This is a genomic window from Kocuria atrinae, from assembly GCF_039531425.1.
Lineage (GTDB): Bacteria > Actinomycetota > Actinomycetes > Actinomycetales > Micrococcaceae > Kocuria > Kocuria atrinae.
Genome location: NZ_BAAAQA010000016.1, coordinates 1 through 21,210 on the forward strand (window position 1 = coordinate 1; position 21,210 = coordinate 21,210).

Consider the following 21,210-nt stretch of genomic DNA (forward strand, 5'->3'; position numbering starts at 1 on the left):
ATCATGGGCCAACCCATCACACAACACCCCTGTCACTAGAAGCGTTGCAACCACCCTCTGAACCCGCGCCGCGCGAAAAGGTTCCAACGACACATGAGGTGTTGGAGGAGGTTCTTACGAGCCTCGGTAGGCTCCCCGTCACCGACGGCGGTACGTCAGGTCCCTCGGAATCCGTCCGGCTTCGGTGGCCTTGCGTTCGAAGCTCGTGAGGATACGGCCCTCCCAGCGGGGAGCCCAGCCTTGGTCGGGGTTCTCGTCGGTTGCGGCGGGGCCGGGGTTCACATTCTCGAAATCCTCGGAAGCGCCGTCGAGTACCTCGCGCATGACCACCGCGTACTCCTGCCAGTCGGTGGCCAAGCGCCACAGTCCACCCTGTTCCAGAACGCGGGCGGCGAGTCCGGTGAACCGCGGGGACACCAAGCGACGCTTATGGTGACGCGTCTTGTGCCAGGGGTCCGGGAAGAACACCCACAGCTCGTGAATGGAACCGGGTTCCAACATGTGCTCGAGTACCTCGGGAGCGTTGGCCTGAGCCACCCGAACGTTGGTCACGCCCGCCTGCGAGGCTTTCATCAACAGGTCCGCGATACCAGGCTTGTAGACCTCCACCGCCAAGTGGTCCAGCTCGGGGTGCGCCAGCGCATGGTTCACGATCGCCTCGCCGAGACCCGAACCGATCTCGACCACCATCGGGGCCTTGCGACCGAACAGCGCCTCGTGGTCCAGTCGGAAGGACGGATCCACGGAGGTGTCCGTCATGACGCGAGGAATATCCAGGACCCACTGCGATGCGTATTCGTCCCACGCCTTCTGGCGCTTGGGGGAGAGGCGATCCCCACGGCGCACGAACGAGTACGGCTGTTTATGAAAGACAGGGCGCTCGCCCTCGGTCTTCGACGGCGCTGCGTCGCTACCGGCGGCCGCATCGGTGCCAGCGTGGTCCCCGGCTTCGACAGCAGCCACGTCGGCGGAAACCGAAGCGGCGTCGTCGGTGCCGGAAGAAGAGGTCTGCGAATCAGGGGTCTGGGAGGAATCATTGCTGGAGTTCATCGTTGAACATCCTAAGTCCCCGAGTGACTTGTTGGCCCACGAGCAATCGGTGAGGCCCTAGCATTGAGTGGCCCGCGGCAACCTCGACAGCCCGGAACAACGCTGGGCACCACGCGTAGCGGGACAGCATCCAAAGGAGCAGGACACCCATGAGTCAGAGTTCCGCCGAGTCCCACCCGTTCCGGAGCCGCTTGGCGCTGAGCCCGCGGTTGGATCGTGTGGTGTTGATCGGTGCGCTGGGCATCCTCTCCGCGGTCAGCCCCATGGCCACGGACGTGTACCTCGCGTCGATGCCGGACATAGGCCAATACTTCGAATCGACCGCGTCGCTCGTTCAGCTGACCCTGACCACCTACATGATCGGTATTGCGCTGGGGCAGTTCGTGCTGGGTCCGCTGTCCGATGTGCTCGGGCGGCACAAACTCATGGTTGCCGGCAATGCATTATTCGTGGTGGCGTCCTTGGGTATTGCCTTCGCCACGACCATCGAGATGGTCCTGGTCCTGCGGGGAATCCAGGGCATCGCCGGCGCCGCTGGAGTGGTGATCGCGCGCGCCATGGTTTCGGACATGACCACCGGCCGCACAGCGGCACAGCTGTACTCCGTCCTCGCGCTGATTACCTCGCTGGCGCCCGTGGTCGCTCCACTTCTGGGTGGTGTCATCGCGACGGTCGCCCAATGGCAGGTCGTGTTCTGGGTCCTCACGGGCTTCGGCCTGGTGATGCTCGCGTGCTCGGTATTCGTGATTCCCGAAACGCTTCCCAAGGCCATGCGCTCGCAGGGCGGCCTGGGTCGCATTGTGCGCAACGCCGTCACGGTTGTGAAGGACCGCCGGTTCACGTTCTATGCCATGGCGTTCGCCTTCGGTTTCGGCTCGTTGTTCGCCTACGTCTCGGCGTCCTCATTCGTGATCCAGAACGTCATGGGATACAGCGCACTCGCGTACTCGGTGATTTTCGCGGTCAACGCGGCCGGCGCAATCATCACGGCCACGCTCAACACCAAACTCGTCAAAAACCATGAGCCGCGCTCGCTCCTTCTCATGGGCGTGACCGGAATGAGCGTGACCGCGTGCCTCAACATGATCCTGGTTCTGCTGGGCGTGGTGGGCATCCCCACGCTCTTCCTGCTGTTCCTCATGCAGTCCTGCATCGGCTTCATCTTCGGCAACGCGGTGGCCCTCGCTCAGGATCGCGCGCACGCACATGGGCTGTCCGGCACCGGCTCCGCGGTGGTGGGTATGTCCCAATTCGTGCTGGGTGGCATCGTGTCGCCCCTGTCCGGGCTGGCCGGAGACCACTCCGCGGTTCCCATGGTGATCACCATGGCCGCGTGCGCACTCGTCGCACTCGCCGCTGTTCTCGCCGCACGTAGATAGCGGAGCTTCAGACTCACCGAGGGCGACGACGGCGCTCGCGCGAGCGTCGTCGTCGCCCATTAAGCGCGCACGCTAAGCAAGCTACGAAATCGACACAACCACCCGGGTGACACCCGATACCTGGTGATTGGCCCTGAATGTGGTTCAATTCCACCCTACGAGATACAGCTCACATTTCGGTGACGTATCACAGATCCCACCTCACGATCAGAGGCCTCTCTATGATTGATTCACTCACTAATGCCCTGGATGCGGCCAGCGCCTTCATCTGGGGGCCGTGGTTCCTTATCCCCCTGCTGCTGTTCACCGGCGGTTATTTAACCGTCCGTCTCGGTGGCATCCAGCTACTCAAGTTAATCCCTGCGCTCCGTCTCGCGTTGTTCGAACGCAAAGATAAGGACGCCGCTGGCGGCGACGTCTCCCAGTTCCAGGCCTTGACCACCGCGCTCGCGGCCACCGTGGGTACGGGCAACATCGTGGGTGTTGCCACGGCCATCGCGATTGGTGGTCCGGGTGCACTGTTCTGGATGTGGGTCACCGGCGTAGTGGGCATGGCCTCAAAGTACTCCGAGGCGTTCCTGGGTGTGCGATTCCGCACGCGTGACTCGGTCGGTGAGATCTCGGGCGGCCCGCAGTACTACTTGAAGCGCGGCATTCCCAACGGTTTCGGTACGTTCCTATCCCTGTTCTTCGCGATCGCGGCGGTGTTAGCTTCCTTCGGCATTGGCAACATGACCCAGGGGAACTCGATTTCCGCCAACGTGGAGTCCTCGTTCGGTGTGCCCGTGTGGATCACCGGCCTGGTGTTGGCTGCACTGACTCTGTTGGTCCTGGTGGGCGGCATTAAGTCCATTGGTAAGGTCACCGCCGGCCTGGTGCCCATCATGATCATCCTCTACGTGCTGGGTGCCCTGTACATTCTGATCGCGAACGTGGACGCCGTCCCCGCAGCCTTCGGCATGATCTTCGGTGATGCCTTCAGCGGTACGTCCGCCGTGGGTGGCTTTGCCGGTTCCGCCATCATTCTTGCGGTCCAGATGGGTGTGGCCCGAGGCATCTTCTCGAACGAGTCGGGCATGGGCTCAGCGGCCATTGCGGCTGCGGCTGCCAAGACCACCCACCCGGTACGCCAGGGCCTGGTCTCCATGACCCAGACCTTCATCGACACGATCATCGTGGTGACCTGCACCGGCTTGGTCATTGTGACCACGGGTGTGTGGGATCAAGGCAGTGACAGCGCCGCCACCATGACGGGTGAGGCCTTCACTCACGGCTTGCCCGGCGTGTGGGGCCACTTGATTGTCACGGTGGGCCTGGTGCTCTTCGCCTACTCCACCATCCTGGGCTGGGCGTACTACGGCGAACGGTGCATGGAGCGACTCTTCGGTCGCCGCGCTGTGATGCCCTACCGTGTGTTCTTCTCCGTGATCGTGTTCATCGGTGCCACGGTTCCACTAGCACTCGTGTGGACCTTCGCGGATGTCATGAACGGCTTGATGGCACTGCCCAACCTCTTGGGCCTGATAATCCTGTCCGGCCTGATCGTCCGCGAGACCAAGCACTACTTGCGCCACGACCCCAACTTGCGGGCCACCAAGAGCGAGGTGGATACCTTCATGAGGGACCGCGAGGGTGGTATCGACACGTACGAGCACACAATCCGCTGATCAAGCCAACGCGCAGCGCTTCATGACAGGCGCTCCGTGAGTAATGGGACGGCCCCGGACATCGAGTCCGGGGCCGTTCTGTGTGGGTGCTCTTCAAGGACGAAATGGAGAATCCGGTCGATCACGTGGAGTCGGAGCGGTAATCTTGCGGGCCCACTGAGCCCGACGAGGCTGACCAATGCCTAAGCTGGAGTCATGACTCGACTTCCCGCGCCCCTGACCCTTTTCTGCCCGTCCGGTTCCGGCACAGTCCGTACCTACGGCGCACACGTGGTGTCTTGGGCCCCCACCGGTTTCGACCCGGTGCTGTGGGTCTCATCCCAAGCCAAGGACAGTGCGGGGGAGGCTATCCGCGGGGGCGTTCCCATTTGCTTCCCGTGGTTCGGCCCCGGCCGTTCGGGTGACTTGAAGCCGGCCCACGGCTTCGCGCGCATCACCGACTGGAACCTTGCGGACAGGATTCGCAACTACGACGACGCCGCTGCCGCCACCGCGCGCTTCATCCTCACCCACGAGGACATCGACCGTCAGCTGCGTGGTTCGTTCCCCCATAAATTCCGGGCCGTGTACACCGTGGATTTCGGTGCCAAGCTGACCATGTCCTTAACCGTGACGAATACCGATTCCACCGCCTTCGAGTTTGAAGAAGCGCTGCACACCTACTTGTCCGTGGGTGATTCACAGCGCATCAGCATCGAGGGTCTTGACGGCGCGCGGTACTTCGACAAGGTGGCCCAGCAGGAAGAGCAGCAGTCCGGAGCCGTGGCAATCTCGGACGAGACCGACCGGGTCTACTACTCCGAGGGCACCGTGCAGGTGAAGGACCCGGCCATGGCCCGCACCATCACCGTGGCCAAGGAGGGCTCGGCCAACACCGTGGTGTGGAACCCGTGGACCGAGAAGTCCAAGGCCATGGACGACTTTGCGGACGACGAATGGCAGTCCATGGTGTGTGTGGAAACCGCTAACGTGCTCGACAACGCGGTCCGTTTGGACGCCGGTGAGTCCCACACCATGACCCAGATCTTGTCGGTGGGTCGCGGGGCCTAGGGCTGCGCAACTGATGACGCGCGGATAAGAGCGGCGGGCGCCGGGGAGAATCCCCGGCGCCCGCCGCTCTTATCCGTGCCCGACTGTTTCCGGGAGCTGCTACTTAGTGGATGAGGCTGCGTCCGGTCGGTTCCTCACGTCAGCGGCGTCGTCGGCCTGCACGATGGGCATGGAGCCGGTCTCGGTCAAAGCAGGGTTTTCCGAGTCGAAGTCGATGTCGTGATCGATCTGCGCGTCCAATGCGCCCGGGTGGTCACCCATGAACCGGTCGATCTCGTCGGTGGTCGCGGTGAAGTGGGGGTCGTGCTTGAGGTAGAGCCGGGTTTCGCGCACCACCAGACCGGACAGGATCACCAGCCCGATCAGGTTGGGGATGGCCATGAGCCCGTTCATGATGTCCGAGAAGGACCACACCAGGGTCAGGGGAGCCAGCGCACCCAGGCCAGCGGCAATGCAGAAGAGCACGCGGTAAATGGCTGCTCCCTTGTACCCGGCCAGCCGTTCCATGTTGCGTTCGCCGTAGTAGGCCCAGCCCAGCACGGTGGAGTACCCCAGCAGCACCAGGCAAATGGTCACCACGATTCCACCCCATTCGCCGGGCAACCCGGTGGAGAAGGCGATGGAGGTCATGGTGGCTGTATCCGCTTGGTTCCACACACCGGTGGTCAGGATGACGAAACCGGTGATGGAGATGACTACCAGGGTGTCCACGAAGGTCTGGGTCATGGAGACCAGGCCCTGACGCACCGGGTGGTTGGTCTGTGCCACGGATGCGGCGATCGAGGCGGTGCCCATGCCGGACTCGTTGGAGAACAGCGAGCGGGCGGCGCCCATCTGAATCGCCATCATGACCGTGGAACCCACGAAACCGCCCGCCGCACCCATCGGGGTGAACGCGCCGGTGAAGATCAGACGGAACGCTTCGGGGATGCCCGAGAAGTTCACGCCAATGATGTACAGGCCCGCACCGATGTAGAGGACGATCATCAGGGGAACCATGAACGTGGTGACCTTGGCGATCGAGCGAATGCCGCCGATCAAAGCGAGGCCCGTGGCGATCGCCAGCACCACGGCGGTGAGCACGGGGGGAACCGAGAAGCTGTGTTCCAGGTTGCTGGCAATCGCGTTGCCCTGGGTCATGTTGCCGATACCGAAAGTGGCCACCACGCAGCACACCGCGAACATCATGGACAGGAAACGACCGAACTTATTGGGAATACCGCGCACCAGGTAGACCTGCGGCCCACCGGTGAGCTGGCCTGAGGAGTCCCGGGTGCGGAACCGGACGCCCAAGAAGCACTCGGCGTACTTGGAGGCCATACCGAACAACGCGGTGATCCACATCCAGAACAAGGCGCCCGGCCCGCCGAGGGACATGGCAGCTGCCACGCCCACGATATTTCCCGTGCCCACGGTCGCCGCCAACGCGGTGGACATGGCCGCGAACGATGAGATTTCGCCTTTTTCGCCGTTCTGCTTGGAGCGACGCCCGAATCCCAGGCTCATCGCCTTACCGAAGAGGCGGAACTGGATGCCGCGCAAACGCACGGTCATGAAAACGCCAACTCCCATGAGAAGCGGCAAGAGGAGCCACGGCCCCCAAATGACATCGCGGATAGCATCCAAAACTGTTTGCAAGTTGTCCATGGGGAGCTAAGGCTTTCCTTGAAAAGGGAAGGGCAACGATTAGTTCGTTAACGTACCAGCGAGTCACGTGTCCCCTTCCGTTCATCGTGCGGCGAGTCCACTTTTGGTCGCGGCTTTAAACGGCGACGACGCCGCAGCGAGCGCTGCGGCGTCGTCGACAACCCGAAAAGGGTGAGAGGGAGTTACTTCTGCACCACCAGTGCTGCGCCGATGGCTGCCATGAAGGCGTCCTTGGACAGCGTCATGCCGGACTCGGACGGGCGGATGCCGTCGTCCTGGGTCATTTCGGGGTTGCGGAAGTACATGGTGAGCAGGCCGGCGGAGAATGCCAGCAGGCCGGCACCAGCCAGGCGCTTGGAGACGAGCGGGGTCACCAGCAAGGCGCCGATGGCCAGTTCGGAGCCGGCAATGAACTTGCCGAAGGTCTCGGAATCCCAATCAGCGAACTGGGGGACGCCGGTAGCGGCGAACTGCTTGAGGCCCTCTGCGGACTCTTTGTCCAGGCTCAGCTTGCCGTAGCCGGACTGCAGCAGGAATGCGCCGGGTACGGCGCGGAGGATGGCGTTGGAAATGCGCACGTCAATGCCCTTTCGGTGGGAACGCACGGGCGATCTACAGGACCCGCGTCAATTGTCTTTTTCATGCTAACAGCGCCTGCCCGTGATGTGTCAACAGTTGCCGCGACAAGGTGCCTACAGCGAACGAGGCTGTCTCCCGCACGACAGCGTGCTTACGGTGAACCCGTTCACAAGCGCGCAGCATGCGCGCCGGCCGAAAGGAGCACGCATGGACATTGGCACCATGAAAAAGGTTCTGTTGGTACTGACCAGCCATGACACTTTGGGCGATACCGGAGAGTCCACGGGCTACTTCGTGGGCGAGGCGGCCCACCCGTGGAAGGTGTTCCGCGACGCCGGGTACTTCGTGGACTTTGCGTCCATCGAGGGCGGCCAGCCGCCGCAGGACGGACTGGATCAGGACGATCCGATTCAGGTGGAGTTCACCACTGACGAGACCGTCAAGGCCTCCATGTACAACACCCCCAAGGTCTCAGTGGTCGATCCCGGCCAGTACCACGCGGTGTTCCTCGTGGGCGGTCACGGAACCATGTGGGATTTCGCCGGCAACAAGGATCTGCAGAAACTGGTCGCCTCCGTCTATGACAGCGGCGGTGTGGTTGGCGCGGTGTGCCATGGTCCGTCCGGTCTGGTGGACGTGGAACTCGGCAATGGCATCTCGCTGCTCTCCGGACGCAAGGTGGCAGCATTCACCAACGCTGAGGAAGAAGAAGTGGGCAAGGCCAAGGTGGTGCCCTTCCTGCTTCAGGACAAGCTCGAAGAGCAAGGGGCCACGGTCAAGGTGGCCGACAACTGGGAGGACAACGTGCAGGTGGATGATCACCTGGTCACGGGTCAGAACCCGCAGTCCGCAGCCAGCGTGGCCAAGGAGATGACCAAACTCCTGACCGAAGTCGTTCTCGAGGAGAAGGCCGAGGAAGAAAAGGCCTCCGAGGAACTGCGTGCCGAAAAGGACGCGGAGAAGGCAGCTGACGAGGAGGACTGACTCCTCAGCCAATAGCAACCGATCGCCGTGAGTAAGCGGTGTGAATCAGCAGAAGCGGCCCGGGAGACCCCGGGCCGCTTCTGCTGTCTGCGAGACTCGCCCGCAACACAGGGGCACCCCTGGCATTTGTGTTCCAAAACACTAAGACTTGAAGGGAAGCAAATGATCCTCAAACGAAGGAGCGGATATGTCTGAGTTCAGCGGACGCGTGGCACTGGTGACCGGAGCGGCGTCGGGAATCGGCGAGGCGATTGCCAAGGATCTGGCCAAGCGTGGCGCCAAGGTCGTGGTGACCGACATAGATTCGACCGGTATTGACGATGTGGTCCAAGCCATCATGGCCGCCGGCGGTGACGCAGCCGGTATCCGTCAGGATGTGTCCAAGCGCGAGGACGCGCAGGCCGCCGTCGACTTCGCCGTGCAGACCTACGGTGGATTGCACTATGCCGTGAACAATGCCGGAGTGGGTGGCCAGGTCGAGGCGCTGGGCGAGACAGACATGGACGCCTGGGACCGCACCGTGGCCATTGACCTCAACGGCGTTGCCTACGGCATGGCCGCCGAGCTTCCGGTCATCGAACAGCATGGCGGCGGAGCCATCGTGAACATCGGATCGATCCACTCCACCGTGGCCACCGGCGTTGGCAACAGCGCGTACACCGCCGCCAAGCACGGCGTGGTGGGGCTGACCAAGCAGACCGCAGTGGACTACGGCCAACGCGGAGTGCGCGTCAACGCGGTGGGCCCGGCCTATATCGAGACCCCGCTGCTCGCCAACCTCCCGGCCGGCGCCAAGGAAGCACTGGTCAACGCGCACCCCATGGGCCGCCTGGGCACCTCCGAAGAGGTGGCGCAGCTGACCACCTTCCTGCTGTCGGAAGGCGCATCCTTCATGACGGGCGGGTACTACCTGGTGGACGGTGGCTACACCGCCATCTAATCCGTCACCCTGCGTAAACGTGCGACCCGGAGCCTGAGAAGGCCCCGGGTCGCACGACTGTTCCCAGTCAGAGTTGAGTGGACCTGTGGCAGGCGTCCTAACCGGCCGGTAGGTGACGTGTGTACACTGGCTAAGTTCCCTCGTGCATTTCACGAGGTTGGCGCGCCGGTCCAAGGCGCGCAGTTCGCGCCCCAGATTTGGCTCATGGCGCGTGCGCGCGGAATCGTTTCGCGTGGACCAACCTGAAAGACTTTCCTTGCCTACTAATTTTGTAAACCTCGGCGTGCCCGAGGTCCTTTCGGCTGACCTTGCCCGCACGGGCATCACCGAAGCCTTCCCCATTCAAGAAAAAACCCTCCCTGATTCGCTGTCCGGCCGGGACGTCCTGGGCCGCGGCCGCACGGGTTCCGGTAAGACCGTGGCCTTCGCGCTGCCGCTCGTGGCACGCCTTGCGGGCATGGTGGCGGGCGCTGCTCGCGCACCTCGCCGCGCCAACCGCCCCACCGGCCTGGTGCTGGCTCCCACGCGTGAGCTCGCGACCCAGATCGACCGCACCGTAGCCCCGCTGGCCAAGGCTGCCGGCCTGAGCACCACCGTGATCTTCGGTGGCGTGTCCCAGAAACGCCAGGAGCAGGAACTCGCCAAGGGCGTGGACATCGTGGTGGCCTGCCCGGGCCGCCTGGATGACCTGCTCAAGCAGGGCGTTCTTTCTCTGGACGAGGTTCGCGTAACGGTTCTCGACGAGGCCGATCACATGGCCGACATGGGCTTCCTTCCCGTGGTCACCCGCATCCTGTCCCGCACCCCCAAGGGGAGCCAGCGTCTGCTGTTCTCCGCCACCTTGGACAACGGCGTGGACACCCTGGTCAAGAAGTTCCTGAGCAACCCCGTGTTGCACTCGGCGGACGTCGCTCAGGCGTCCGTGACCACCATGGATCACCACGTGCTGGTCGTGAACAACGATGACAAGCAGGCGCTCATCGAGACCCTGGCCTCCGGTACCGGTCGCCGCGTGATGTTCACGCGCACCAAGTACCGCGCCAAGAAGATGGCCAAGAAGCTCAATCAGTCGGGTATCCCCGCGGTGGATCTGCAGGGCAACCTGTCGCAGAACGCTCGTGACCGCAACCTGGCCGCGTTCTCCAACGGTGAGGTGCGCGTGCTCGTGGCCACGGACGTGGCAGCCCGCGGCGTGCACGTTGATGACGTGGAGCTGGTCGTTCACATCGACCCGCCCGCCGAGCACAAGTCCTACCTGCACCGCTCCGGCCGCACGGCTCGTGCCGGTGCCTCCGGTTCCGTGATCACCATTTCCACGACCGAAGAGCGCGGCGACGTGAACAAGCTCATGCAGAAGGCCGGCGTGCGCGCTCGCGTTGACGCTGTGTCCCCCGGTTCTGAGATTGTTGCGGACCTCGTGGGAGAGCGCGCCGAACGCGTCGCACCCCAGCCCGTAGTTCAGGCCGGTAACGGTGGTGGCCAGGGCGGTCGCGGTTCCAAGCCGCGTTCGGGTGGTCGTTCCGGCGGTCGTAACGACGGCGCTCGCTCCGGTGCTCGCAACGGCGGCCGTTCCGGCGCGGGTCGCTCCCGTTCCGAGCGAGGTGGCTCCGCTCGCGATGGCGCAGCTCGCACCGAGGGCAAGCGTTCCGGCGGTACTCGTTCGGGTGGTGCACGCAGTAACGTGTCTCGCTCCGACGCCGCGGGCTCCGGTAACCGTCGCTTCGGCGGTAAGTCGCAGGGTGCCGGTTCGGCATCGGGCGCTCGCAATGATCAGGCTCGCGGTGAGCGCAACGGCTCCGGCCAGCGTTCGCACTCGACCGGTCAGACTCCGGACCGCGCAACCGCGGCGGCCCAGCGCCGTCGTCGGGCGAACCGCCAAGACCAGGGCGCCCGCTAAACTCGGGTACTGATCAAGCAGAGCGGCCAGTTTCAATACGAAACTGGCCGCTCTGCTTGATGCGGTCTGGACGCGCTGTTCAACTACTCAGTGCGCGGGTATCACTGCTTGAGGGTGCGCAGGAATTCCAGAGTGAGTTCGGAGTGATTGGGCACGTGCACCACGCCAGGCTGTGCCGGGATCTCCTGTTCGCCCGGAACCGCCACGGTGACGATGCCCGCAGCGACACCGGCTTGCGCCCCCGAGGGGGAATCTTCAATGACCACGCAGTCCTGCGGGTCCACACCCAGACGCTTGGCTGCCTGCAGGTAGGCATCAGGGTCCGGTTTGGGCTTCACGCCTGCGGCCACCTCTTGATCGCCGATGATCACCTGAAAAAGGTTGTCCGGCGCAATGGACGCCGTGTACTTGGCAACGTCTGTGGTGGCATTGGTGACGATTGCCGCGGGGATGCCCGCGTCCGCGAGATCCTTCAGCAGTGGCTCGACGCCGGCAATGAAGCCGGGAGGGTTCTCTTCGAGGATCTTTTCGAGCACCGCGTAGAACTCCTGGAACACCTGATCCAGGTCACCGGGCACACCGAGTTCACTGAGGCGCTCGACCGTCTTGGCAATGGGCTTGCCCAGGGTCGCTTCCGTATCCGCCTGTGTCCATTCCCCGCCGTGGGTTGCCGCCAGCTGCTCCTTGCCCTGCGCCCACAAGGGTTCGGTGTCCACCAGGGTTCCGTCGTGATCGAACAGTACTGCGCGAGGGAATGAAGTAGCGGTCATGGTGTCACTGTACTGGCCGGAACTGACACCAAAGTGGCCGTGACCGGCACGAAGACTCGACCAGCGACCGGTGGTTGCACAGAGGCAAACCCGCCCTGATTACCATGAAGACATGAGCCCCTACGAGACGCATACCGGCGAATTGCACCGATCTGGTTCTGGATGGCGGCGTGCTTTGCCGACGACCATGCTCATTGCGGCCATTGTGTTGGTGATTTGGGTGGTTATAGGGCGCTTCACCGTAGGGGCATTGGGGCCCCTGACGTATGTCTACGCATTCGGTCTGGGTGTTCCGCTGATGGCACTGCACACCGTGGCCGCAGTGCTGTTCGCCAGAGACGCGAAGTTCTACCCGTCGGAGTCGGTGAGTCCTCGTGCAAGCCTGACCGCCATTGGTTCATGGATTGTCACGGCGCTGTTCGGGTTCTTCCTCCCGGACTCCACTCCGAACGGAATGGAATCGGTATTCACCGCCCTGACCGGCCCGAACATGTCGGGGATTTCTTATGGATTCGCCAACACCTTTGGCGTGGTCTCCATGGCCATGGCGGTAGCCCTGGTGCTGCTGGCGCTCACCGACCTTCGAAATACCCGGCGGGCTTTGCGCGGAGAACCGCTCAGCGAGGACGAGCTGCTCGACCGCATGGAGGCCCAGGACGGGCAAGGCGAGCCGAGGCACGCCGGCGGCCCGGCAGCGTCGTCGGATTCGAACAGGCAGTGACGCGTTCCCTGGAGACGCCGCGATTGACGTTGCGGCCCTACTCGCTGGCTGACGTCGCGTTCGTCCAAGACCTCTACTCACGCGCGGACGTGCAGCGTTACATTGGCGACGGCACCCAACGGGTGCGAACGATGGACGAGGCGTGGGTCAAGATCGCGGCGTGGAACGAACGCTACTCGGACGAGCCGGTCCAAGGGCTGTGGGCGGTGTGTTTGAAGGACGGAACGGTGACGGGGTCCCTGCTGCTCAAGCCCATTCCGGACAGCGGCACCAAGGTGGAGCGGGATATCGAGATCGGATGGCATTTCCATCCCGATCATTGGGGTCGTGGTTACGCAACCGAAGCGGCGTGGGCGGTTCTGGAGCATGCCTTTGCCTCCGGTCTCCATCGTGTGGTGGCGGTGACCGACCCGGCGAACACGGCCTCGCAAGCGGTGTGCCTGCGGCTGGGCATGACCCACCTGGGCCTGAGTAAGGCCTATTACGACGCCGCATGTGAGCTTTTCGACATCACGGCACCGCCCGTGGGGAAGGGGTATTCCTATGGCGAGCAACCCTGATCTGGTCATCGGCGAGGACGGCCTGGCGCGGCCAGTGTGGGCAGGCAAGGATCCGTTGTTGCGCGAGTACTACGACACCGAGTGGGGCATGCCCGTGACGGACGAGACGGGCATGTTCGAACGCGTTGCATTGGAGGCGTTCCAGGCCGGACTGTCGTGGCGCACGGTCCTGGCCAAGCGGCCGGCCTTTCGGGAAGTGTTCAACGACTTCGATCCGGATGCGGTGGCCGCTTTCAAGGAAGCTGACGTGAACAGACTTCTGGAGGATGCCCGCATCATTCGGAACCGACAGAAGATCGTTGCCACCATCAACAATGCTCGGGCCACGGTGGCCCTGCGAGAGAACGGGGGATTGGTGGATCTGGTGTGGTCCTTCAAACCCACCGAAACGCCGCGGCCCGAGATATTTGCGCAGGTCCCGACCGTGTCCGAGGAATCCAGAGCGTTGTCCAAGGAACTCAAGAAGCGCGGGTTCTCGTTCGTGGGACCCACCACCATGTTCGCGCTGATGGAAGCGATCGGTGTGGTGGATACCCACTTGGTGGGCAGCCACCGGCGGGGAACGTCCGGGGTGTGGGCCTGACGCATAAGGAAGCATCTGTGGCGGATCGCTACGGTGGAACGGAGGGCGCTGATCCGCGCCCCGTCGCCGCACAGCCTCTCCGGCTAGGGAAGGACATCACATGGCACGTTTCACCGACAAAGCAGTGATCATCACCGGCGCAGCATCCGGTCTGGGATTGGAATCCGCCGTTCGCATCGGCTCCGAGGGAGCCAACCTGGTCCTGGTGGACCTCAAGGAAGACGCGCTGGAGGCTGCCAAGGCCTTGGTGCTCGAAACCGCACCCGACGCCAAGATTCTGACCGTGGCAGCGGACGTTTCCGATGAAGCGCAGGTCCAGAAGTACGTGGACGCCACCGTCAACGAGTTTGGAAAGATCGACGGCTTCTTCAACAACGCCGGCATCGAGGGGCGGCAGAACCTCACCGAAGATTTCGGCGCTGAAGAGTTCTCCAAGGTGCTCTCTGTCAACCTCAACGGCGTCTTCTACGGAATGGCCGCGGTGCTGAAGGTGATGCGCGAGCAGGGCTACGGATCGATTCTGAACTGTGCCTCCGTGGGTGGCATTCGCGGCGTGGGTAACCAGTCCGGTTACAGCGCTTCCAAGCACGGCGTGGTGGGACTGACCCGCAACTCCGCGGTCGAGTACGGCCAGTACGGCATCACTATCAACGCCATCGCCCCGGGCGCCATCATGACCGCCATGGTCGAGGCGTCGCTCAAGCAGATGGATCCGGAGAACTGGGAAGAGGCGGGCCTGCAGTTCGTTTCCGTGAACCCGTTCAAGCGTTTCGGCAAGCCCGAGGAAGTTGCCTCCGTGGTGGCCTTCTTCCTGTCCGGCGAGGCCCCCTTCGTCAATGGCACCGTTCTACCCATCGACGGCGGTCAGTCCGCCAAGTACTGACAGTTGCGGCGGGCGTCCAGTCCGCCGACAGCGCGCACAAGACTGCCCCGCGCATCCCATGAATGCACGGGGCAGTTTCGGTTCTTGGAACTACTGCCCGCGGCGGCGCAGGTAGGTACGACCGTTGGCGTCCTTGACCATCTCGAAGTCGTTCTGGAGATTGTCGTACCAGTCCTTGGCCTCGTCGCTCATCTCCGTGTTTCCCCGCAGATTAATGGAGCTGCGGTTGGCGGGGCCCACGAAACGCATGATGAAGTTGTCGAAGCGCCGGAATTTGCTCGTTTTTCGCGGAGCGGGCTGCTCGGACGGGGAATCGCTGTCCACGGTGGGTCCCTTCAGGAACGGCGGGCGAGGTGTTGAAACAGTCCAACACCCACGGAACATGTCTACTGATGATCTTAATGCACTAACTAGCGTGCGGCGGACGAGAAGAGGGCCCCCGACCGTGTCCGGTCAGGGGCCCTCAGCGTCAAGCAGAACAGCCAGGCATCACGCCTGGTTCGTGTTGTTCTTGACGTTCTTGGCCGAATCCTGCGCCGAGCCCTTGAGCTGGCCGGCTTCCTGCTGGCCCTGGGACTTGACCTGTTCCGCACCGGACTGCGCGGTTTCCTTGACGGATTCCGCAGCCTGCTTGGCCGGTTCCTTCATGTCCTGCGCGATGTCCTGCGCGGCCTCCTTGGTGGAGTCCACGGCGCTCTGCACATGCGGCTGGGCGCGGTCGGCGGCCTCGGCTACGAGCTCCTGCTCCTTCTTACTCGACGGCAAGAGCGAGCCGACCAACCAGCCGGCACCCAGTGCGATCAGACCTGCGGCCAGGGGATTGCCGCGAGTCTTGGCCTTGGCGGTGGCCGGTGCATTACTGACGGCGTTACCGGCCTGGTCCATGCGGTAGGAGGCCTCGTCACGCAGATCGTGAGCGGCGTGGTGTCCGGCGACTCGAGCGTCGTCGGCGCTGCCCATGACGGACTCACGAACGTTCTGGATCTTGTGGCGGGCCTTGTTCTTCTGGCGATCTACGACGTTCTCGGGGGTCACCTTTTCACTGACGGCGTCCACATCGGCGCTCAAGCGAGCGCGGGTGGATTCGATCTCGGCGCGGATCTCTTCGGGGTTCTGCTGGCTCATCGGGTCTCCTTGGAAGGCTTCACGGTTTCCGGAATTTCGCTGACGGTTTCACGGGTTCTCGGCAAGGGGTCGTGGGTGGCATGAGCCATCTTCCGCTTGCCCTGGTCGAGGTTCTTCTTGCCGAGCACCGCGAGGACTGCAGCGACGATCGCCCAGAGGACCGCGACGATCAGGGCGGACCAGCCAAGATTCATCACGTTGCCCAGACCCCACATGAGGGCCAGGGACAGGAACAAGAGAACGAAGTGCCCGGCTACGCCGGCTCCACCCAGAATTCCCGCACCCTTACCGGCGTCCTTGGCCGAATCCTTGGCTTTCTCGACGGACTGAGCCGTCTCCGCCTTGGCCAGCGCGATTTCCTGCTGGATCAAGGTGGTCAAATTGGTGCTCAACGACTTGAACATCTCGCCGAGCGATTCGTGCTCCGCCCGCCGTTCAGGCTCAGACGGTGGGATGGGGTGACTCATCGACGCTCACCGTCCTGTCCCGGGTACACGGTCTCGGGGACCTTTTCGGTGTACGTGCGGGGAGCGTCCCCCTGCGTATCGGCGTGGTAGGCGTACGTCTCGTCCGCAGCGGGAGTTCCGTAGACGTGCGGCTGAGCAGCGGCGGCGTCGTTGCTGTTGCCGATCTCGTCGCTGTCCTTGGCGCTGCGAGTCGCGCGACCTGCCAGCAGGCCGACGCCGGCAGCAATCGCCAGGAAGGTGCCGGGGCGGCGGGCGGCGAAGCGACGCACATCGCCGAGCAAGTCCTGAGCGTCCTTGTTCTCGAGCGAGGAAGCGAACGAGTCGACAGTGCCGGACACGCTGCCGAGGAGACCGGTGACGTATTCGGTCTCAGGCTTCTTGCCCTGGGAGAGAGCGGTGACCTCGTCACTGACGGAGCGCACGGTGGAAGCGAGGCGTTCCTGCTGCGGACCGACATAGCTCTGCAGGTCATTCTTGAGCTGGCCCAGGAGATCCTGAGCCTGGTCTACGGCCTCGTCCTTGGCGGCGACAGCCTGGTCCTTAGCGGTCTCCTTCACGCGGCGACCGGAAGCGGTCGCCTCGTTCTTGAGCTGCTGGCCTTCGGCCTTGCCAGCCTCTGCGGCGATGTCCTTCTTGGACGGAGCATCGGTGGAGCCTTGGGCATTGGCCTTCTGACCGCCCGGGCGCTGGGTGTTCTTGTTGCTCATAGTGGCACCTTTCCTACAACACATGGTCGACTTTGTAAGGCTACAGATAATTGAGCCGATAATAAGGTGGCATATTAAATTTTCTGCTGACAGCACCGAACCTGGGGTGTAGTGATGCACATCGCGTCTCGCAGTTTGCTTTTTGGAGAGCAAGCCCCTTCACATTCAGACTTGAGCGGAGTATACTCAAGTTAACTGAACTGACTACGATCACAACTGCAGAGGAGCTGCTGTGGACACCAAATTCACCACCAAGTCTCAAGAGGCGTTGGCCGCAGCGGCCACGAATGCCTCGACCGCGGGTAACCCGCAAATCGAACCCGCACACCTGCTCAAGGCGCTCATGGATCAGCGCGAGGGTGTGGCTGTTGCCGTGCTCAAGGCCACCGGCGCAAATGTGGACGCCGTGTCGGTCAAGGCCAGCGACATCATCAGCCAGTTGCCCAGCGCCTCCGGCGCCAACACAGCCCAGGCCCAACTCAACCGCGCAGGACTGCAGGCGCTCCAAGCGGCGGAGAATTACGCGCGTGAACTCGGGGACGAGTACGTCTCGACCGAGCACCTGCTTTTCGGTATTGCCTCGGGCAATGACAAGGCCGCCCATGCCCTGGAAGAAGCTGGTGCCGGGCCGGCTGAGCTTCGCCGGGTGATTCCCGCGGTGCGCGGGGATCGCAAGGTAACCAGCCCGGACCCGGAGGGAACATTCCAGTCATTGGATAAGTACGGGACTGATCTCACGGCTATCGCACGCGACGGAAAGCTGGATCCCGTCATTGGCCGTGATTCCGAAATCCGCCGTGTGGTGCAGGTGCTGTCCCGCCGCACCAAGAACAACCCCGTTCTGATCGGTGAACCCGGTGTGGGTAAGACTGCCGTGGTCGAGGGGCTGGCCCAGCGCATGGTTGCCGGTGACGTGCCAGAGTCCCTGCGCGGCAAGACCTTGATCTCCTTGGATCTGGGGTCGATGGTTGCCGGTGCCAAGTACCGCGGTGAATTCGAGGAACGGCTCAAAGCCGTGCTGGACGAGATCAAGCAATCGGAAGGTCAGATCGTGACCTTCATCGATGAGATCCACACCGTGGTCGGTGCGGGAGCCTCCGAGGGTTCCATGGACGCGGGCAACATGCTCAAGCCCATGCTGGCCCGCGGTGAGCTGCGGTTGATCGGTGCCACCACCCTGGATGAATACCGGGAGAACATCGAGAAGGACGCAGCACTGGAGCGCCGCTTCCAGCAGGTGTACGTGGGGGAGCCGTCGGTGGAGGACACCGTGGCCATCCTGCGTGGGCTCAAGGAGCGCTACGAGGCGCACCACAAGGTGCAGATCGCGGACTCGGCTTTGGTCGCCGCGGCTACCCTGTCCACCCGGTACATCCCCAGCCGTCAGCTACCGGACAAGGCCATCGACCTGGTGGACGAGGCCGCTTCGCGGTTGCGCATGGAAATCGACTCCGCTCCGGAGGAGATCGACCAGCTGCGCCGCCAGGTGGACCGCCTGACCATGGAGGAACTGGCACTGGCAGATGAAACGGACCCGGCGTCCGTCGAGCGTCTGGCTGCCCTGCGCCAGGACATGGCGGACAAACGGGCCGAACTGGATGCGCTCAACGCTCGTTGGGAAGCCGAGAAGGCCGGCCTGAACCGGGTGGGTGACCTCAAGGCGAAGATCGACGACCTGCGCTCGCAAGCCGAACGGGCTCAGCGCAACGGCGACCTGGGAGAGGCTTCTCGACTGCTGTACGGCGAGATTCCCGGTCTCCAGAAGGACCTTGACGCCGCACAGGCACAAGAGGAGGAAGCCGGTGCCACCCACCAGGACACCATGGTCTCCGAGGAAGTCACGGCGGACGACATCGCTGAAGTGATTTCCGCCTGGACCGGTATCCCCGCGGGCAAGATGCTGCAGGGCGAATCCGAGAAACTCCTGCACATGGAGGAACTGCTCGGTAAGCGTTTGATCGGTCAGAAGCCCGCGGTCACGGCTGTCGCTGATGCAGTGCGACGTTCGCGTGCGGGGATCTCGGATCCGGACCGCCCCATTGGTTCGTTCCTCTTCCTGGGCCCCACGGGTGTTGGTAAGACCGAGTTGGCCAAGTCGTTGGCGGACTTCCAGTTCGACGACGAACGCGCCCTGATTCGCATCGACATGTCCGAGTACTCGGAGAAGCACTCCGTCTCGCGGCTGGTCGGTGCGCCTCCGGGCTACGTGGGCTATGACGAGGGTGGCCAGCTGACCGAGGCCGTGCGGCGTCGTCCGTATTCCGTGGTACTGCTGGACGAGGTGGAAAAGGCCCATCCCGAGGTCTTCGACATCCTTCTGCAGGTCCTCGACGATGGCCGGCTCACCGATGGCCAGGGTCGCACCGTGGATTTCCGCAACGTGATCTTGATCCTGACGTCGAACATGGGTAGCCAGTTCCTGGTGGATCGGAACCTTGATCAGGACGCGAAGAAGGAAGCGGTCATGAACGTGGTCAACGCCTCGTTCAAGCCCGAGTTCCTGAACCGCCTGGACGACATCATCATGTTCGATCCGCTGTCGGTCGAAGACCTGGCCAAGATCGTGGACATCCAGGTCTCTCAGCTGGCCAAGCGTCTCGAGCAGCGCCGCCTCACCCTGGAAGTCACCCCCGCCGCCAGTGAGTGGCTGGGCCTGGCGGGTTACGACCCGGCCTACGGTGCTCGTCCGTTGCGCCGCCTGGTGCAGCGCGAGATCGGCGACCGGTTGGCCCGCGGCTTGCTCGCGGGCAACATCACGGACGGGGATACCGTGCGGGTGGACGTCAACCCAGACGTTGCCGCGGACGGCCTCACGGTCACGTCTTCCCACGACGACGCCGCAGGGTCGCCTTCCAGCGACCGTGACGACGACGTGGCGGACGCGGAGACCGTCGAGGACTGAACCGCGCCGATTAGGCAGGGCTGGTTTGCACCGATAGCTGCGAGAACGCGCCGGTAGCGCCCCTATCAGGGGTCGCTACCGGCGCTTCTGCATCTGTGGGTGGTAATAAAGGACACGACCGGCAAGTGCGCAGGGCTGGGAAGAAACGAACGCTCTGTCATCGGAGGAGAGGACCCCGTATGAGTGCCACGTGGAGCCTGGCTCGCGTGGATGATCTGCTGCGCTCGCGCAATTCCGTGCATCACGCGGTGGCCGTCACGGAGAGTGCGGACGGTTCTCGCCGACATGCGGTGACCATGGGCCGTGCCAGCGTGGACGACCGGTTCATTACCGCGTCCATCAGCAAACTCTTCGTTCACGCGATCGCCTACGCGCTCGTGGATCGGTGCATTCTCACGCTCGATCAGCCCGCCGCGCAGTGGGTCGGAGCGGACGCATTACGCGGCATCCACACGATCAAGGGTCGCGATTACAGTGCGGACATCACGCTCCGCCATCTCCTGACGCACACCTCCGGCCTCCCTAATCTGGAGACGGCCAGCGTGGATGGGGCACCGTCTATCGAGAAGCAGGTACTGCAGCGGGACCGCGAAGTTCCGCTCGCGGAGGTCATGGACCTGCACCGCCGCGTGCCCGGCAAGTTCCCGCCCGGTTCGGGGCGATGGGCCCACTATTCGGACACCAACGCGGACCTGCTGGCGCTGATCCTTGAACGTGCCACGGGCACGTCCTACGACCAGTTGCTATCGGACTTCATCCTGGAGCCACTGAGCCTGCGCCGCACGGGCCTGGTCCACGCCGACACGAGCGATACCGCCCCGGTCTTCCGGCGACGCCGCCCCGTCACTTTCACGCGTTACCTCGCGTCTCAGCCCGGTTCCGGGGGAATCGCGGCGTCGGCAATGGACCTCATGGTCTTCTTGCGCGCGTTCATGGAGGGCACGCTGTTCTCCCGCGAGCACCTGACGGATCCTGACTGGCGGCGGACCCAGTACGGACCGCTGGAGTACGGTCCGGGTGTCATGCGACTGGCCGGCCCGCGATTGATGTCCCGGTTCTTCTTCCCGGCTCCGGCCATCGTGGGGCACTCGGGGTCCACGGGAAGTTTCGCGTTCTACTGCCCCTCCTACGAGACCTTCATCGTGGGCACTGTGAACCAGATGTCGGGCGTCCCGTTCGAGTACGTCTACCGGTATCTGAACGCCTTCGCGCGGTAGGTGGCGTAAGCGGCGTCGTCAGCGGAGGATGACAACCAAAAGCGCCGGTGGCCATCCCCGAGAGGGAAGCCACCGGCGCTGA

20 protein-coding genes are annotated in these 21,210 nt (G+C 63.4%); 12 read left to right on the forward strand and 8 right to left on the reverse strand.

The genetic code is table 11. The features are described 5' to 3' along the window. Positions 1-138 precede the first annotated feature (138 nt). Positions 139-1,050 (reverse strand): tRNA (guanosine(46)-N7)-methyltransferase TrmB, encoded by a 912-nt coding sequence (trmB, locus tag ABD283_RS08390; RefSeq protein ID WP_344224534.1) that lies wholly within the window; start codon positions 1,048-1,050, stop codon positions 139-141. Positions 1,051-1,199: 149 nt separating this feature from the next. On the opposite strand from trmB, the gene ABD283_RS08395 reads away from it, so the two are divergent. The 3 genes from ABD283_RS08395 to ABD283_RS08405 all read left to right on the forward strand — a co-directional run bounded on the left by ABD283_RS08395 (position 1,200) and on the right by ABD283_RS08405 (position 5,146). Then, the gene (locus ABD283_RS08395; RefSeq protein WP_344224535.1) at positions 1,200-2,429 is read left to right on the forward strand and encodes a multidrug effflux MFS transporter; all 1,230 of its coding nucleotides are present in this window, start codon (positions 1,200-1,202) and stop codon (positions 2,427-2,429) included. Between the two features lie 221 nt (positions 2,430-2,650). After that, entirely contained in the window at positions 2,651-4,096 is a 1,446-nt protein-coding gene (locus ABD283_RS08400) for an alanine/glycine:cation symporter family protein (protein ID WP_344224536.1), read from the forward strand. 195 nt (positions 4,097-4,291) lie between these two features. Continuing rightward, positions 4,292-5,146: a D-hexose-6-phosphate mutarotase gene (locus ABD283_RS08405; protein ID WP_344224537.1), complete on the forward strand. Its 855-nt coding sequence runs from the start codon at positions 4,292-4,294 to the stop codon at positions 5,144-5,146. A gap of 99 nt (positions 5,147-5,245) precedes the next feature. On the opposite strand, the gene ABD283_RS08410 is transcribed toward ABD283_RS08405, so the two are convergent. Further along, complete coding sequence (locus ABD283_RS08410) at positions 5,246-6,793, reverse strand: alanine/glycine:cation symporter family protein (protein WP_484797335.1); 1,548 nt, start codon at positions 6,791-6,793, stop codon at positions 5,246-5,248. Positions 6,794-6,975: 182 nt separating this feature from the next. Beyond that, positions 6,976-7,371, reverse strand: coding sequence for a hypothetical protein (locus ABD283_RS08415; RefSeq protein ID WP_344224599.1), 396 nt, complete (start codon positions 7,369-7,371; stop codon positions 6,976-6,978). 208 nt (positions 7,372-7,579) lie between these two features. Between ABD283_RS08415 and ABD283_RS08420 the strand changes: the two genes are divergently transcribed. The 3 genes from ABD283_RS08420 to ABD283_RS08430 all read left to right on the forward strand — a co-directional run bounded on the left by ABD283_RS08420 (position 7,580) and on the right by ABD283_RS08430 (position 11,193). After that, positions 7,580-8,356, forward strand: coding sequence for a type 1 glutamine amidotransferase domain-containing protein (locus ABD283_RS08420; protein WP_344224539.1), 777 nt, complete (start codon positions 7,580-7,582; stop codon positions 8,354-8,356). A 187-nt stretch (positions 8,357-8,543) separates the two neighbouring features. After that, a complete protein-coding gene (locus tag ABD283_RS08425; RefSeq protein WP_344224540.1) occupies positions 8,544-9,296 on the forward strand; it encodes an SDR family NAD(P)-dependent oxidoreductase in 753 nt (250 codons plus the stop codon). A gap of 256 nt (positions 9,297-9,552) precedes the next feature. After that, positions 9,553-11,193: a DEAD/DEAH box helicase gene (locus tag ABD283_RS08430; RefSeq protein WP_344224541.1), complete on the forward strand. Its 1,641-nt coding sequence runs from the start codon at positions 9,553-9,555 to the stop codon at positions 11,191-11,193. A 101-nt stretch (positions 11,194-11,294) separates the two neighbouring features. Here the strand turns inward: ABD283_RS08430 and ABD283_RS08435 are convergent, their stop codons facing one another. After that, positions 11,295-11,963 (reverse strand): HAD family hydrolase, encoded by a 669-nt coding sequence (locus ABD283_RS08435; RefSeq protein WP_344224542.1) that lies wholly within the window; start codon positions 11,961-11,963, stop codon positions 11,295-11,297. Between the two features lie 112 nt (positions 11,964-12,075). On the opposite strand from ABD283_RS08435, the gene ABD283_RS08440 reads away from it, so the two are divergent. The 4 genes from ABD283_RS08440 to ABD283_RS08455 all read left to right on the forward strand — a co-directional run bounded on the left by ABD283_RS08440 (position 12,076) and on the right by ABD283_RS08455 (position 14,710). Then, positions 12,076-12,684: a hypothetical protein gene (locus tag ABD283_RS08440; protein WP_344224543.1), complete on the forward strand. Its 609-nt coding sequence runs from the start codon at positions 12,076-12,078 to the stop codon at positions 12,682-12,684. Beyond that, positions 12,681-13,244 (forward strand): GNAT family N-acetyltransferase, encoded by a 564-nt coding sequence (locus tag ABD283_RS08445; protein ID WP_344224544.1) that lies wholly within the window; start codon positions 12,681-12,683, stop codon positions 13,242-13,244. The genes ABD283_RS08440 and ABD283_RS08445 overlap by 4 nt, the downstream gene beginning before the upstream one ends. Beyond that, complete coding sequence (locus ABD283_RS08450) at positions 13,228-13,827, forward strand: DNA-3-methyladenine glycosylase I (protein WP_344224545.1); 600 nt, start codon at positions 13,228-13,230, stop codon at positions 13,825-13,827. The genes ABD283_RS08445 and ABD283_RS08450 overlap by 17 nt, the downstream gene beginning before the upstream one ends. A 100-nt stretch (positions 13,828-13,927) precedes the next feature. Continuing rightward, on the forward strand, positions 13,928-14,710 hold the full coding sequence (locus ABD283_RS08455) for a glucose 1-dehydrogenase (protein ID WP_344224546.1): 783 nt from the start codon (positions 13,928-13,930) through the stop codon (positions 14,708-14,710). A gap of 90 nt (positions 14,711-14,800) precedes the next feature. Here the strand turns inward: ABD283_RS08455 and ABD283_RS08460 are convergent, their stop codons facing one another. The 4 genes from ABD283_RS08460 to ABD283_RS08475 form a co-directional block, all read right to left on the reverse strand. Continuing rightward, positions 14,801-15,034 carry a hypothetical protein gene (locus ABD283_RS08460; RefSeq protein ID WP_344224548.1) on the reverse strand — a complete coding sequence of 78 codons (234 nt, stop codon included), beginning with the start codon at positions 15,032-15,034 and terminating at the stop codon, positions 14,801-14,803. 165 nt (positions 15,035-15,199) lie between these two features. Continuing rightward, positions 15,200-15,835: a DUF3618 domain-containing protein gene (locus tag ABD283_RS08465; RefSeq protein WP_344224549.1), complete on the reverse strand. Its 636-nt coding sequence runs from the start codon at positions 15,833-15,835 to the stop codon at positions 15,200-15,202. Next, a complete protein-coding gene (locus ABD283_RS08470) occupies positions 15,832-16,302 on the reverse strand; it encodes a phage holin family protein (RefSeq protein ID WP_344224550.1) in 471 nt (156 codons plus the stop codon). Before ABD283_RS08470 ends, ABD283_RS08465 begins: the two co-directional genes overlap by 4 nt. Continuing rightward, positions 16,299-17,009 (reverse strand): hypothetical protein, encoded by a 711-nt coding sequence (locus ABD283_RS08475; protein WP_344224551.1) that lies wholly within the window; start codon positions 17,007-17,009, stop codon positions 16,299-16,301. The genes ABD283_RS08470 and ABD283_RS08475 overlap by 4 nt, the downstream gene beginning before the upstream one ends. Before the next feature lie 232 nt (positions 17,010-17,241). Between ABD283_RS08475 and clpB the strand changes: the two genes are divergently transcribed. Together clpB and ABD283_RS08485 are read left to right on the forward strand one after the other, a co-directional pair. Further along, the gene (gene clpB / locus ABD283_RS08480; RefSeq protein ID WP_344224552.1) at positions 17,242-19,911 is read left to right on the forward strand and encodes an ATP-dependent chaperone ClpB; all 2,670 of its coding nucleotides are present in this window, start codon (positions 17,242-17,244) and stop codon (positions 19,909-19,911) included. 179 nt (positions 19,912-20,090) lie between these two features. Next, entirely contained in the window at positions 20,091-21,128 is a 1,038-nt protein-coding gene (locus ABD283_RS08485) for a serine hydrolase domain-containing protein (protein ID WP_344224553.1), read from the forward strand. The last annotated feature ends 82 nt before the right edge of the window (positions 21,129-21,210 follow it).